Below are 13,582 nucleotides of genomic sequence, written 5' to 3' on the forward strand. Positions count from 1 at the left end.
GGGGAATAGGGAAAATGGGCATTTTGCAGGAATTGGAATATCGCGGCTTGATCAACCAGGTGACGGACCGCGAGGGCCTGGAAGAAAAACTGAAAACGGAGCGGGTGGCGCTGTATACGGGCTTCGACCCGACGGCAGACAGTCTGCACATCGGAAATTTGCTGCCGATCCTCTGCTTGAGACGGTTTCAGCTTGCGGGCCATACGTCGATCGCGCTTGTGGGCGGGGCGACGGGGCTGATCGGCGACCCGAGCGGCAGAAGCACGGAGCGTACGCTCAATACGTCGGACACCGTAGGCGAGTGGACGAATAAAATCAAAGCGCAGCTCGAGCGTTTTCTCGACTTCGAAACCGGCGACAATCCGGCGAAAATCGTCAACAACTACGACTGGATTTCGCCTGTCACCCTGATCGAATTTTTGCGTGACGTAGGCAAAAACTTTACGGTCAACTATATGCTCGCCAAGGACTCGGTCGATTCGCGGCTTGGCAGCGGTATTTCGTTCACCGAGTTCAGCTACATGCTGCTGCAGGCGTACGACTTCATGAAGCTGAACGAAACGCAAGGCTGCGCGCTGCAGGTCGGCGGAAGCGATCAATGGGGGAACATTACGGCGGGCATGGAGCTGATCGGGCGCACCTCGGGCAACAAGGCGTTCGGGCTGACGATTCCGCTTGTTACCAAGAGCGACGGCACCAAATTCGGCAAAACGGCATCCGGCGCCATTTGGCTCGACGCGACCAAAACGTCTCCGTACCAGTTCTACCAATTCTGGGTCAATACGGACGATCAGGACGTCGTCAAGCTGCTGAAGTACTACACGTTCCTGGATCCCGAGGAAATCGCTCGTCTTGAAACGGCGGTGCGCGAGCAGCCGGAGAAGCGCGAGGCGCAGCGCGTGCTGGCCAAAGAAGTCACCGAGCTTGTACACGGCAAGGAAGCGCTGGAGAGCGCGATTAACATATCGCGGGCGCTGTTCGACGGCAACGTGCAAGAGCTGACGGAAAGCGAAATCGCGGAAGCGTTCAAGGATGTGCCGTCGACAACGATCGAGGACGATCAGCTTGGCTTGCTCGATCTGCTTGTTGCCGTGAAGGCAGCTCCGTCCAAGCGGCAGGCCCGCCAGGATGTGGAGAGCGGCGCGGTTTCCGTAAATGGCGTGCGGACGTCCGAAATGGAAAAGAAAGTCGGCGAGTTCGATAAACTGGCCGGCAACTATTTGGTCATCCGCCGCGGGAAGAAAAATTATTACCTCGTTAAGCTTGCGAAGTAAGGGTAACATGCGGTAATTACGAGCAAGGGCGCTAGCGCGTCCGATACTGTGAGCCTCGCTTGATTTCCCTAAACGGGACGCAATGACGTGCGTTACTGAAGCTTGGCGACCGCGTTGCGAAGATTAGCGAGGGCGGTAATAGTTGATGAAGCCCGCGTTGCCGGTTTACGCCGAAGCCCCTAGGGTTATTGGAGAGTTAGCGAGGGGGTAATAGTTGGTGAAGCCTGTGTTTCCGATTTGCGCCGAAGCCCGCGTTGAGTTAGCCTTAGTGAGGGAAAGTTTATTGTTAATGAGGCAAGCCTAACTAATTTCCGCCAAAACCCCGTATTTTTAAGGGATAATGAGGAAAATGGAACTAATAGTGAGGGAAATGCAATTATTAGTGAGCTTCTCTTCATTAGCTGCCGCAGGAAGTCATTTTACCCGTGAATAGTGAGGCTGGCCTTACTAATAGTGAAGGTAGCCTCATTAGCAGCGAGTCGGCCTCATTATGACCGGTGCCGGAGATGAACATAGACTTCGCTTTCATCCGAAACTATATCGCGCCCCCTCAAAAAAAAGAACCCCCGTTTCCACTTGCTGAGTGGAGATGGGGGTTTATCTCTTATCGCACGCAGTCGCCGTCACACAGCGCAATACCGCGCAGGGAACTGCACGCAGTTTTTTGAACTATTGCAGTTTATAGATCGTATACCCGCCCTCCACCTCGATTTTCTCGAAATGGGCGTCCAAATAAGCTTTGGTAGAACCGTCATCGCCGTAAATAAATCCTTTTAACGGCACGAAATATTTGGCCCCGTGATTTTTGAAATAGTGAATTTCCTCGATCGGCTTCCCCGGAAGCGTATTGGTTACCCGCCAACCGTTGCGGTTGCTGGCGTTTAACAAGGACGGGTCGTCCGTCCCCACGACGATCAGATCGTCTTTGCCGGTCAGCTCCCGCACGGCCTCGGCTTGCCGGATTAGCTCCGTGTGCTGCTTATGTAAGGAGGGGAGGACGGTTTGCAGGCTGGTCCAGCATGTAATCGCCAGAAGGCCGAGCGAAACGGCCGTGCCGGTACGACTTTTGCCGATCGTCTGCAGGAATCGGGCTCCGAGCAGCGCTAGCGGCGGTCCGAGAAAAATAAGATAATAGTTGAATTTAATGACGGCGACGACGGTCATCGCTTCCAAAACCATGGCGGCGGCCCATATCCCGATCGGATACTGCTTGCGCCAATTAAGCGTCGCGAGCCCAGCGATAAAAAGCGCCAGTCCCCAAACGGTGAAAGCCTTCGGCAGCTCGCCGCGAAAAAACGCAAGCGCCTCATCGGAATAAAAAGCGTGCAAAAAATTCGGCAGAACATGTTTACTGGCAATACCGCTTACGAACGTATATTCCGAAATCGAAGCGAGCCAGCTGAAATACAAATAGGGGGGGAGCAGAGAAACTGCCGCGAAGCTCCACAGCTTCCAATTCCACAGGGAGCGTATTTTGTATTTGGCGATTGCCATCGCGATCATCGGCAGCCCGACGAAGACGGTCGGCACCTTCTGCGAAATGGCGAGAGCCGTAAATAGCGATGCGGCGATAAGCGGCGGAAGCCGATCCTCGTCGATCCACCGCGAGAAGAAATAGAAGCAGCCGGTGAAAAAGAACAATGCCGCCGATTCCGGCATGATTGCCCGCGAGTACAGAAACGTGAGCGGCAGCGAGCCGTATAGCACGATCGCGATCCAGGCTGCCGGCGCCGAGAAAAACCGCCGCGCGATCAGGTAGACGAAATAAGCCGAACCTATAAAAAACAGCACGGGGACGATTCTCGCCAGCTCGTAATGATGGCCGAACAGCTTGTACAGGACGGCGATCAAAAACGTCGTAATTTGAAATTCCAGCTGCACGTAATTCGGCTTAGGGCCGTCGTAGTGCATTTGCGGGTACAAAATGTTGAATTTTTGCTCGACGAAATTAAGCGCCATCGCTTCCGTATCCGATTGACGCCAGGAGTCGTATTCGTAAGGCGAAGCGCCAAGATGCGGGATGCGCATGAGCAGCAGCAACAGCAGAAGCAGAAACGCGACGCGATGCTCTTTCCATATTTTCGCCACGATCGATTCCTCCTACCGGTGTAAAATGAGCACGCCCGTTATGATCAAGGCGATTCCGCATATTTTGGCGAGCGTGATCGGTTCGTTGAACAGCAAAGATGACAACAGCACGACGTTGATATAGCCGAGGCTGAGCATCGGGTAGGCAAGGCTCAGCTGCGAGCCCGTCAGCACCTTAATCCACGTCACGAAGCTGACGCCGAACAACAGGACGCCTACGATCATTTCCGGCGTTCGGAACACACGTACCAGCTCGGGCAAGAGCAGGCCGGGGGAAAGATCCAGCTTGCCGACTTTATCGGCGCCCATTTTGAGCGTAATTTGCCCGAGCGAGCCGAGCAGGACGGAAAATACGACCAATACGATATTGTTCATCGTTTCCCCCTTTTCACCCGGGCAGGCGATTCGTACTTGGGTACGTTTTGAAGCAGAGCGAGGTAGCCGCGTACGGTTTTGGCCACGTTCATTTTGCTGCGTCCTTGTTTAAGGTGGTAATCCAAAACGAGCGGATACTCGCCCGCCTTCACGCCCAGCCTGCTGAATTTCGCGATAATTTCGGCCATGCAGGCAAAGCCTTCCGTTGTAACGAGCTTTCCTTCATAGGCAGCCATAGCTTGCTGTAAATAACCGATTCGGTACCCGCGATACCCGCTGGAATAATCGCTGACGCCGGCAATCGGGAAGAAAAGCTTGAAGTAAGCCTTCGCGCCGCGGCTGCACAGCTTCCTTGTCAGCGAAACGCCTTTTTCCTTGCCGCCGGCCGCGAATCGGGAAGCGATCACGAGATCGAGATTTTGGGATTGTAACTGACGGACCATGCCGGGAATGAAGCGGGGATGATGCGTGTTGTCCCCGTCTATCGTAATAAGGATGTCCTCTGCTGCGAATTGCTCCGTCACACGGGCGAACAGCGTATGGATTGCGGCTCCCAAACCCCGGTTCGTTTCATGGTTTTCATAGGCGATAAATGAATGCTCATCGGCATATTTGCGCAAAACCGCTTCTGTCCGGTCGGTGCTGCCGTCATTGACGACCAGCACGCGAAGCGGAACATGCAAACGTTCCTTCAGTGCCACAAGCTTATCCAGTAACCGGGCTAAAGCCGGATACTCGTTATAAACCGGAACGCCTACAACGACTTTATAAGTCACGCTCACCACTCCAGCCCCCGACTTGGCCAATCTGCAGACATAAGAAAAAGCTTCCCGTGTATGAAAACACAAGAAGCTTTATTTCTACTATATGCTTGGCTATTCGGATCAGAACCGCTTGTTCGCCGTTTGCCGTGCCGACGACGGCCTAATCGCGCTGGCGGTTCGTCATTTGCTGCCAGACGGAGCCGCTTGCCGCCTCGCCGCCTTCGATCCGCTCGATCGCCATGTTGATCTGCATGCGCACCTCAAATTCGGGATCTTCCTTCGCTTGCTTAAGCGCATCCAGCGAGGATTCGTCTCCCGTTTCGAAAAGGTAGCGGGCGGCTCTCCAGCGAACGAGTTTGTTCGGGTCGCGCAGCGCCTCGCACATCGGGCCGATCGCCGCGGGATCGCCGAGATCGGACAGCGTGTCGCCTGCCGTTCTGCGCACCGCTACCGAATTGTCCTTCAACGCGCGGAACAAGTGCGGCAGCGCCTCCGGCTCCTTGATGTCGCCGAGATAAACGACGGCGAGCCGGCGCACCGACATTTGCGCGTCGCCCAGCGCCTTCGCGAGCAGCGGGATGGCCGCCGCCGTCGGCGTCAGCCGCTGCAGCGCCGCATAACGCTTGCGCCAGTCGCCGTCGTTCAGCGCCGCCTCGAGCTCGTCCAGCGCAGCGGTCTCGCTGCGAGGCGCCTCGGTGCCGTCGGCCGGAGCGGCTGCGGCGAGCGCCTCCAGCTGCTCGGCGTCGTAGGCGGCGTCAAGCTCGCGGACGACTTCGTCGAGAACGTCCGCGAGCTCGCCGTAACGTACCCCCTGCTCGATGAGCTTTCGCTCGTAGAGCAGGTTGGGGGACGCGGCGCCCGCCTTCACCGCCGCCTGGGCGAAGCGCTCGGGGAGCGCAGCGCGCCGCTCTTCGCCGGCGCTTTGCACGCGAACCTGCATCGGGATGCCGCGGAACATTTGCACGAGCACGCTCACCTCGCCCCATCCCGCCGCCGAGCCTGCGGCGTCTGTGCCGGACCCGCCGGCTTGCGGTGCAGCAGCCCCGGCTCCTTGCGGGCCGGCCGCTCCGGCTTCGCCTTGGCCGGACTCGGCTTCGCCGAGCACCTCGCGCGCAGCCGCCAAGATCGCTTGCCAGTCTCCTTTGGGGTGACGGTCAAGAGCGATAAAGTCGGCCGTTTGGAACAGGCTTGTCACGCCGGGAATCGCCAGCAGCCGCTGGACGTAAGCCGGCGCTTGCTGCGCGTTATCCGGCGTGTAAGTGAGGCGGACTCCTGGGTTCATTTTTTCATCCATATTCAACTTCATCGAGTTCGGACTTGGCGTCGGTTCGATGGTTACGATTTTCATCGGAAATCACTCCTTGCTGGTCGGATACATCACTTCCATCTTACCACTCCGGATATGAAAACCCAAGGCGATGGATCGGGCGGAAAAAAGAGATATAACGAAAAATTCCTCTCCGCGCCGTGGTAAAATGTTGAATAGGGCGGGAAAGACGGAGTTCTTAAGATGCGAAGGGAGCGATAACCGGACTTTCGCGAGATGCCGGAGGTACATATGATGGATAATGAAAAGCTGTATGTAATTGGCGATTTACCCGGGTTTGCCCCGCAAATCGGACGGCTAGTCTCGATGATGAATTACGTTCGGCACACGACGCTGCAGACGGTCAAGAATTTGTCGGTCGATCAGCTCGACTACGTGCATGATGAGGACAGCAATTCGATCGGCGCGCTGCTGCGGCATTATGCGGCGGTGGAAAAGTTTTACCAAGTGTTTACGTTTGAAGGGCGCCAGTTGAACGAAGAAGAGTATCGGGAGTGGGGGGCTGCGCTCGAGCTGGGCGAGCAGGGCCGCAAAGAGCTGCGGGGCTGGACGCTGGAGCGGCATATGGAGAGTATGCTCCAGGTACGCGAAGCGACGTTGGCCGAATTCCGCAAGCGCGATGACGAATGGCTCATGCGGGAGCAGCCGTTCTGGGGCGGCAAGCCGGCGAATTTTCATTTCATGTGGTTCCATGTATTCGAAGACGAGATCAATCACCGCGGCCAAATGCGCTGGCTTGTCAAAAGGCTGCCGAAGCTGTGAGTATCGACTTGAAAATGAAAAGCCCCTTAGCAACATCAGATACACGACTGATGCGTGAATCCGATGATTTCTAAAGGGGCTTTTTGGACTGACGGGAGACCTGTGCCGGAGACGATTATCCGCCTTTGCGCCGGCGCAGCACCGTGCCGAAAACGCCNCCGCCTTTGCGCCGGCGCAGCACCGTGCCGAAAACGCCGAGAATCGGCGTGAGCAGAGCGGCTGCGACCACGAGCGACGCCCGGAGCGAATGGCGGCTGCCGACCCAGCCGACAAGCGGACCGCCTGCGGTTTGGCCGAGCGCATCCGACTGGCTCATCATCGAAAGTACGGTGGCGCGCGATTTGCTTTCGATGTTTAGGTTCAGCCAGGTATCGAATATCGGTCCGCTGAGCGCGCCGATGACCCCGAGCACAAGTACGGAACAGAGCGCCCAGCCGAAATTCGGCGCGAAGGCGAACGAAACGATCGCGGCGATGCGCGCCCCGGTCAGGATCAGCATCCCGAGGAAGACGACACGCTCATTGCTCATGTCCAGCCGCTTTTCGGCAAAATGCACGGTCAACAAGCTGACAAAGGTAGAAATGACCGCAATTATTCCGAACCATACGCCCATCGGAAACGAAGCATACGGCGGAAAACCGATGCCGTCGATCAAATGCGCCTGCCAAAGCCGGTCGTAGCCTTCCGATGCCGCTCCGCTGAATACCGTAACGACAAGAACCATAAGCAGGACCGGCTGTCGGCGAACCGTCCGCATGCCGGACAACCATGTGGACTTCATGCTCTGCAAGTGGGAGGAGCCTTCCGCCCGTTCCGCTGGAACGAAATTGGTTTCCTTCATGAACAGGAGCAGATAAACGCCAAGTCCCGCATACATGGCCCCGCCGATCAAATAGGGGAGGTTGGGCGCCAAAGCGGACAGGCCGACGCTCAGTGCGATGCCGGCAAGCGTAGCGAGCAGAGACATGCTTTTGGCCCGCATGAAAAGCTTTCCTGCATGTTCTTCCCCGACTTCATCGACGATCCAAGCCGTGTCGGCGCCGCTTATAAACGTATGGCCGAAGCCGTAAAAAAACTGCGCGATCAACACCCAGACGAACAAAGAAATAACGGAGCTTAACGACGCCAGCCCCAGAATGCTTCCTTCCAGGATGAAACCGAAGCCCAGTATGAACATGCCCGCAATTATGGAGCGCCGGCGGCTGTACGTATCGGCGACGACACCCGTGACGCCTTCGAAAACCAGAACGGTCAGTTCGAGAACGGTTCCTACGAAAACCAGCTGCAGCGGGTCAAGCCCAAGTGCCGTAATGTAGTATACCGAATAAGTCGTAAACATCGTCGCTCCCGCGAGGGAAGCAACGAATCTCATGGTCAAAAATAACTGTGACGCGCTAAAACGCATACTAGCTTATCCGCCTTTCCGGCAGATATCACGTCACAATCCGGAGCCGCCTCTCGGATGTACGCTGCAACGGCGCACACCTTCCAGACGTATCCTCAATCGCGCCCGTGCTCTACCGTTTGTTTATTTTCCTCATTAATGCGATTTGGGCGAATGTATAAGTTTTTAACATGACGCATGCACCTCCGAATGATATTGCTACGATTATATCACCCTTGCGGACGATCACGGACGATTTTTTCGTTATACTCATTTTGTATCAAGACACTAGATCCAACCCTTCTGCTGAGCGGTTTGGATGGCGCCGGTCTTGTTTTTGGCCTCCAGCTTGGAAATGATCTCCGACATATTGTTTCGGACGGTGCCGTGGCTTAAGAAGAGCCGTTCGCCGACCTCTTTCATCGTCATTCCTTTGGATACGAGCGTTAAAATTTCCGTCTCCCTTGGCGTAAGCGGGTTTTGATCCTCCCATATGGAAAGGGACAATTCGGGGTGTATCACCCTTCCGCCCTTGACGACTCGTCTGATGGCCTCGGCCAGTTCCTCGCTGGGGCTGTCCTTAAGCAGGTAGCCTTTGACGCTTGCTTTTATCGCCCTTTGAAAATATCCGGCCCGCGCAAAGGTGGTCAGCATGATCACTTTGCACGGATGTCCCGCCGCATGAAGCTCCTCCGCTACGTCCAGTCCGGATTTGACGGGCATTTCTATGTCGAGAATGCAAACGTCGGGCTCATGAATCCGTACGAGCTCAAGCGCCTCGGCACCGTTCCCGCCTTGCGCGACAACCTCGATGTCGTCTTCTAGATTCAGCAAAGCGGCTAGAGCGCTGCGAAGCATTTGCTGGTCGTCTCCCAATATGACGCGAATCATAAAGTGAACCCTCCTTATCTACAATTTACGGCGAACGATAGGAATGTCCATGTTCAGACGCGTGCCTTTTCCGGCATTCGTTTCATAGGACAGCTGCCCCTCCAGCAAGCCTAGCCTATGCTTCATGCTAAGGATGCCGTTCCCGGCTGCCGCAAGCGGATCGCCGCCGATTCCGATTCCGTTATCGGAAACGATGCAGCGAATAGCTTCGTCGTTCGTATGAAGTTCAATTTTGCACGCCGTTGCCCGGCTGTAACGAACCATATTCGTCAATGCTTCGCGGACGCACATCGCGAGCACGGATTCCTGCAGTGGAGTGAGCTTGTAGGGGGCCGTGCGATCCTCCACGATCAATTGGACATTCGCTGCGGCGCACAGCGTCCGGGCATGCTCCCATTCCTCCGACAAACGAACGATCTTCATATCCGAGACGAGCTCGCGCATTTGCTTCAAGGCCGCGCTGGCCGCTGTGCGGATTTCACGGGCCTCCGAGGCGGCCCTCTCCGGAGCGCGAAGCGCAAGCTTCTCTGCAAGCTCGCTTTTGAGGGCGATCAGCGAAAGCGTATGTCCGAGCGTGTCGTGCAGCTCGTTGGCGATACGATGCCGTTCCTCCTGCTGGGCGAAGCGCTCGATTTGCTTGGTCGCGGCCTGAAGCCTTTCCGCCATTTCCCGGTACCGGACGGAAACGCGGATCACGTAAGGCATGACACAGCCTCCGAAAATAGGCGGAAGGATGTTTATCCAAAACTGGATTTCTCCGATATGGCCGGACGAAATTATGATGACGATAACGCCTGCCGCGAAATAGGACGTTACATATAGAAGCGAGGGAAGCTTCAGCGCAATAAAAGTATACGTCATTAAAAAAACGAGGTACACATACATGGGATTATACAGAAGTCCGAGTGTCAAAATAACCGTAAGCTGCAAGGCTGCCCAAATCGCGGCATACTTTTTGAGCTTAGCCGCCAAAACCTGCAGGACCACTACTCCGATCAAGGCCGCTACCCCCGGCGCAAGGCGGGGGGCAGGCTCTTGAAGCATGAAATAAAGCGGAATGGCCATATTGACCAGCAGCAAGTACTGCCACAGATTTTCGTTGAATAAGTCTAGCTTCATTCTGTTCATCGATTCTCACCTCCGCTCCGTTTGTGTGTATTTATATTTAACGAGAGCCGAGAAGACCTCGACTTCTAATCTACCATATTAACGCAGTGAGCGTGCAGATGAGGTGATGAATCGATGCATTTGAGTCGGTCCGGCATGAAATGAATCAAGATGGGATGTCATTTATTGGATTTCGACAGGCTTATGCGGCCCCGCGCCTGTTCAAAATGAAAACGGAAAGCAGCATAAAAACGATTCCGTAAGCGAGCAGAAGCATAAAATCGCTCAGAAGAATAGAATTTCCCGCAAGCAAGTGCCATGCTGCATTCGCATAGGCATGGGACGGCAGCCATTCTCCTACCGATTGCAGCCAGGACGGAAAGGTGCCGATCGGCATCCACAATCCTCCCGCAACCGAAATTCCCATGTAAACGAGATTCGAGACGGCCGTTACCACATCCGTGTTTTTGATCGTGCCCAGCAGAATGCCGAGCGCCATAAACGGCAGGCTTCCGCCGAGGAGCCACATCCCGCATGCTATCCAGCGCGCGGCGGACATCTCCGTGCCGAAGGCGATCGCCGATACCGCAAACATGACGAGAATGATAAACAAGTGAACGATCATATGCGAGACCAGCTTGGCGGACACCCAGGCGCCGGTGGATAAAGGAGTCAGTTTAATAAGCTTCAGCAAGCCGTCTTTGCGTTCGTAAGTGAGCCGGATGCCGAGCTGGCCGGCCGCCGTGCCGATCAAGCTGAAGGCGGTCATGGACATCAGCGAATAAGCGGCCCAGGTTACGGAGCCGATCTCGGTATCCGCGCCATTGAGAAGGGTGAAAAGCGTATAGAACGAAAGGGGCATAAGCACGGAAAACAACAGGAAAAATGGACTGCGGACAAGCCGCAAGCTCTCGGCTTTGGATTGCGCGATAAAACCTCTCATCTGATCATTCCCCAATCTTTTGATATGTTGTTTTCCGTCAATTGCCGAAAAACGGTTTCCAAGCTGGCGGCATGTACCTGAATATCGGTTACTCCCCAATTAGATTGCAGCAATTCGGGCAGCAGCTTATCTGCATCGTGGACGAGCAGGCTGATTTGATTGCCGGCGATCTTGACTTCCTCGACGCCCGGCAAATTGAGCAGCATCTGTTTTCCGGGCATCTTTCCAGCTTTGAACGAGACTTTACGCAGCGGTAGGGCGGACTTCAATTGCTCAGGCGTCCCTTCCGCAACCAGCTGTCCGTTCGCAATGACGACAATACGGTCTGCAACGGCGTCCGCCTCTTCCAGGTAATGGGTGGTCAGCAGAATGGTACGTCCTCCGTCGGCCAGCGTCCGAACAACCTCCCAAAATCGAATGCGGGACTCTACATCCATCCCGACCGTAGGTTCGTCCAGCACGATGATGTCCGGATCGCCGGCGAGGGCGATGCCGAATGCGAGTCTTCTTTTTTGCCCGCCGGACAGGGATGACGCACGTCTGCCGGCTTCCTTCTCCAGCCCTGTGATTTGCAGCAGCCGTTCCAGCGAAAGCGGCCTGCGGTAGTAGCTGCGAAAAAGCTGAAGCGTTTCGCGGATCGTCAGTCCGTCCGGCGCGGCCGTTTCTTGAAGCATGGCGCCGATTCGTTCGCGCAGCTCGCGATGGCCTGGCGGCATATCTCCCACGAGCACACGGCCGGAGGTCGGCCTCGCGAGGTTAAGCAGAAGCGAGACGGCGGTCGTTTTGCCCGCCCCGTTCGGACCTAACAGCGCGGTTACGTGCCCTTTTGCAAAAGATACGTTTAGACCGTTCAATGCATGCTGCGTACCATATGATTTCATTACGTTCTCGAACGTAATCGAATTGAACAAGGAAATCCTCTCCCGTCTGCATTCTTTCTGTCTCTATCGTACACGGCTTAAGAATGTGCGGTTAGGGTGGTTTGTCACTCCGGCGAATGACAATTGTCATGATTCTTCCGGTGTAAAGATGAGCCGCCTGTATCGCAATACCGGTGTATTGGGAGCCGAGCGTTGAGCGAAAGCTGCGGATGCGGTATCGGGCGGTTTTGGCAGGGGGTGTTTTGGCGTATATCAAGACCGCGAGGTTACAGATCGAGTTCAGCCTCGTGAAGAGCTTAGACAGCCGATTTCAGGATGGCATTTCCGTTTTGGCTTCGCATCCTGTAGAATGAGTACATCATGCAGCAAGAATAGACGGCTTCGCCTCCTTTCTAAGGAAAGAATCCGTTTACCGTGAAAACGAACAATAGCATAGGATATACTTTATGAGATATTGAAAAAGGGAGACCGAAACGAAAATGTCAACGACTTTCAACCAATTAGGAATTCGCGCCGAGTTAGTTAAGCAGCTGCAGGCTGCCGGCATAACGGAGGCTACGCCGGTGCAGGCGGAGTCGATACCGCTGATCGCGGCAGGCCACGATCTGATAGCCGAGGCGCAGACGGGGACGGGCAAGACGCTTGCTTTCGTATTGCCGATGCTTGAGAAAATAAACCCGGATTCTCCGCATGTGCAGGGACTCGTTATGACCCCGACGCGCGAGCTGGCCATACAAATTACCGACGAGCTGGAGAAGCTGGCTCCTGTCGTTAAGGTAAATGTACTCGCCGTATACGGCGGACAGGATGTCGAACGGCAGTTGCGCAAGCTGGAGGGCGGCGTTCATTTGATCGTCGCGACGCCGGGAAGGCTGCTCGATCATTTGCGGAGGGAATCGGTGCAGCTCCATAAAGTGTCGATGCTCGTGCTGGACGAGGCGGATCAAATGCTGCATATGGGCTTCCGCGACGAGGTGGAATCGATCCTGACACAGACGCCGTACCGGAAGCAGACGATGCTGTTTTCCGCTACGATGCCGGTACAAGTGCGCGATCTGGCGCAGCAAATTATGCGGCAGCCGCGCGAGGTGCGCGTGCGGCCTGTCAAGCAGGTGACGCTCAAGGAAATCGAGCAGCGTGTCGTGCAAACGACGGATCGGGGCAAGCAGGATGCGCTCTGCAAAACGATCGACGAGATGAATCCGTACTTGGCAATGATTTTTTGCCGGACCAAAAGGCGGGCCAGCACGCTCAACCAGGAGCTGCAGGAACGCGGCTACGCATCGGACGAGCTGCACGGCGATTTGTCCCAGGCGAAGCGCGAGCAAGTCATGAAGAGATTCCGCGATGCCAAAATCCAGCTGCTGGTCGCGACGGACATTGCGGCAAGGGGTCTCGATATTGAAGGCGTCACGCATGTGTTCAATTATGACATTCCGCATGACGGCGAAAGCTATATTCACCGGATCGGCAGAACGGGCAGAGCGGGACAGACCGGCGTAGCGGTTACTTTTGCCTCGCCGAGGGATCAGTTCTACCTCGAGATCATCGAGAAGGCGATCAAAATGACGCTGCCAAAAGGCAAAGCGGGCTCAGCACCCGCCGAGAGCCAAAGCGCTCGCAGCGAAGGCGCCGGCAAACGCGGCGAAGGCGGCCGCGGCCGCGGAGCGTCCGGAGCTGGCCGGGGCGCAGCCGGCGGTGGAAGACGCAGCGAAGCGGGCGGAGAAGAGCCGCGGTTTGGGCGCGGCGAGAGCGCTCGCGGACGCGGAGCGTCGGGAGCGGGCCG

The 13,582-nt window shown here is 55.9% G+C and carries 12 protein-coding genes; 3 read left to right on the plus strand and 9 right to left on the minus strand.

What is annotated here, in order from left to right; all coding sequences use genetic code 11:
• Positions 1-14: 14 nt before the first annotated feature.
• Positions 15-1,274, plus strand: a complete 1,260-nt coding sequence (tyrS, locus tag DQG23_RS40735; protein ID WP_113036790.1) for a tyrosine--tRNA ligase — start codon at positions 15-17, stop codon at positions 1,272-1,274.
• A 669-nt stretch (positions 1,275-1,943) separates the two neighbouring features.
• On the opposite strand, the gene DQG23_RS40740 is transcribed toward tyrS, so the two are convergent.
• From DQG23_RS40740 to DQG23_RS40755, 4 genes are all read right to left on the minus strand, one after another.
• Positions 1,944-3,362 carry an ArnT family glycosyltransferase gene (locus tag DQG23_RS40740; protein ID WP_238178257.1) on the minus strand — a complete coding sequence of 473 codons (1,419 nt, stop codon included), beginning with the start codon at positions 3,360-3,362 and terminating at the stop codon, positions 1,944-1,946.
• A 12-nt stretch (positions 3,363-3,374) separates the two neighbouring features.
• On the minus strand, positions 3,375-3,737 hold the full coding sequence (locus DQG23_RS40745) for an SMR family transporter (RefSeq protein ID WP_113036791.1): 363 nt from the start codon (positions 3,735-3,737) through the stop codon (positions 3,375-3,377).
• On the minus strand, positions 3,734-4,513 hold the full coding sequence (locus DQG23_RS40750) for a glycosyltransferase (protein WP_113036800.1): 780 nt from the start codon (positions 4,511-4,513) through the stop codon (positions 3,734-3,736). The genes DQG23_RS40745 and DQG23_RS40750 overlap by 4 nt, the downstream gene beginning before the upstream one ends.
• Before the next feature lie 148 nt (positions 4,514-4,661).
• Positions 4,662-5,849, minus strand: coding sequence for a conserved virulence factor C family protein (locus DQG23_RS40755; RefSeq protein ID WP_113036792.1), 1,188 nt, complete (start codon positions 5,847-5,849; stop codon positions 4,662-4,664).
• Positions 5,850-6,059: 210 nt separating this feature from the next.
• Here DQG23_RS40755 and DQG23_RS40760 point away from each other — a divergent pair, with 210 nt between their 5' ends.
• The gene (locus DQG23_RS40760; protein WP_113036793.1) at positions 6,060-6,590 is read left to right on the plus strand and encodes a DinB family protein; all 531 of its coding nucleotides are present in this window, start codon (positions 6,060-6,062) and stop codon (positions 6,588-6,590) included.
• Between the two features lie 115 nt (positions 6,591-6,705).
• Here DQG23_RS40760 and DQG23_RS40765 read toward each other — a convergent pair whose 3' ends face one another.
• The 5 genes from DQG23_RS40765 to DQG23_RS40785 all read right to left on the minus strand — a co-directional run bounded on the left by DQG23_RS40765 (position 6,706) and on the right by DQG23_RS40785 (position 11,826).
• Positions 6,706-7,995 carry an MFS transporter gene (locus tag DQG23_RS40765; protein ID WP_113036794.1) on the minus strand — a complete coding sequence of 430 codons (1,290 nt, stop codon included), beginning with the start codon at positions 7,993-7,995 and terminating at the stop codon, positions 6,706-6,708.
• 267 nt (positions 7,996-8,262) lie between these two features.
• Positions 8,263-8,865 carry a response regulator transcription factor gene (locus DQG23_RS40770; protein WP_113036795.1) on the minus strand — a complete coding sequence of 201 codons (603 nt, stop codon included), beginning with the start codon at positions 8,863-8,865 and terminating at the stop codon, positions 8,263-8,265.
• A gap of 18 nt (positions 8,866-8,883) precedes the next feature.
• Positions 8,884-9,993 carry a sensor histidine kinase gene (locus tag DQG23_RS40775; RefSeq protein WP_113036796.1) on the minus strand — a complete coding sequence of 370 codons (1,110 nt, stop codon included), beginning with the start codon at positions 9,991-9,993 and terminating at the stop codon, positions 8,884-8,886.
• 181 nt (positions 9,994-10,174) lie between these two features.
• On the minus strand, positions 10,175-10,915 hold the full coding sequence (locus DQG23_RS40780) for an ABC transporter permease (protein WP_113036797.1): 741 nt from the start codon (positions 10,913-10,915) through the stop codon (positions 10,175-10,177).
• A complete protein-coding gene (locus DQG23_RS40785) occupies positions 10,912-11,826 on the minus strand; it encodes an ABC transporter ATP-binding protein (protein ID WP_238178259.1) in 915 nt (304 codons plus the stop codon). The genes DQG23_RS40780 and DQG23_RS40785 overlap by 4 nt, the downstream gene beginning before the upstream one ends.
• Positions 11,827-12,275: 449 nt before the next feature.
• Between DQG23_RS40785 and DQG23_RS40790 the strand changes: the two genes are divergently transcribed.
• A partial coding sequence (locus DQG23_RS40790) for a DEAD/DEAH box helicase (protein ID WP_146762487.1) occupies positions 12,276-13,582 on the plus strand: 1,307 nt, incomplete at its 3' end.

Origin of the sequence: Paenibacillus contaminans, from assembly GCF_003285015.1 — a bacterium.
Classification (GTDB): Bacteria; Bacillota; Bacilli; order Paenibacillales; family NBRC-103111; genus Paenibacillus_V; species Paenibacillus_V contaminans.

Excerpts from the sequence above, each read along its gene's own strand:
- tyrS (WP_113036790.1), top strand. The coding sequence starts at position 15 with ATGGGCATTTTGCAGGAATTGGAATATCGCGGCTTGATCAACCAGGTG.
- DQG23_RS40745 (WP_113036791.1), bottom strand. The coding sequence starts at position 3,737 with ATGAACAATATCGTATTGGTCGTATTTTCCGTCCTGCTCGGCTCGCTC.
- DQG23_RS40755 (WP_113036792.1), bottom strand. The coding sequence starts at position 5,849 with ATGAAAATCGTAACCATCGAACCGACGCCAAGTCCGAACTCGATGAAG.
- DQG23_RS40760 (WP_113036793.1), top strand. The coding sequence starts at position 6,060 with ATGATGGATAATGAAAAGCTGTATGTAATTGGCGATTTACCCGGGTTT.
- DQG23_RS40770 (WP_113036795.1), bottom strand. The coding sequence starts at position 8,865 with ATGATTCGCGTCATATTGGGAGACGACCAGCAAATGCTTCGCAGCGCT.
- DQG23_RS40775 (WP_113036796.1), bottom strand. The coding sequence starts at position 9,993 with ATGAACAGAATGAAGCTAGACTTATTCAACGAAAATCTGTGGCAGTAC.
- DQG23_RS40780 (WP_113036797.1), bottom strand. The coding sequence starts at position 10,915 with ATGAGAGGTTTTATCGCGCAATCCAAAGCCGAGAGCTTGCGGCTTGTC.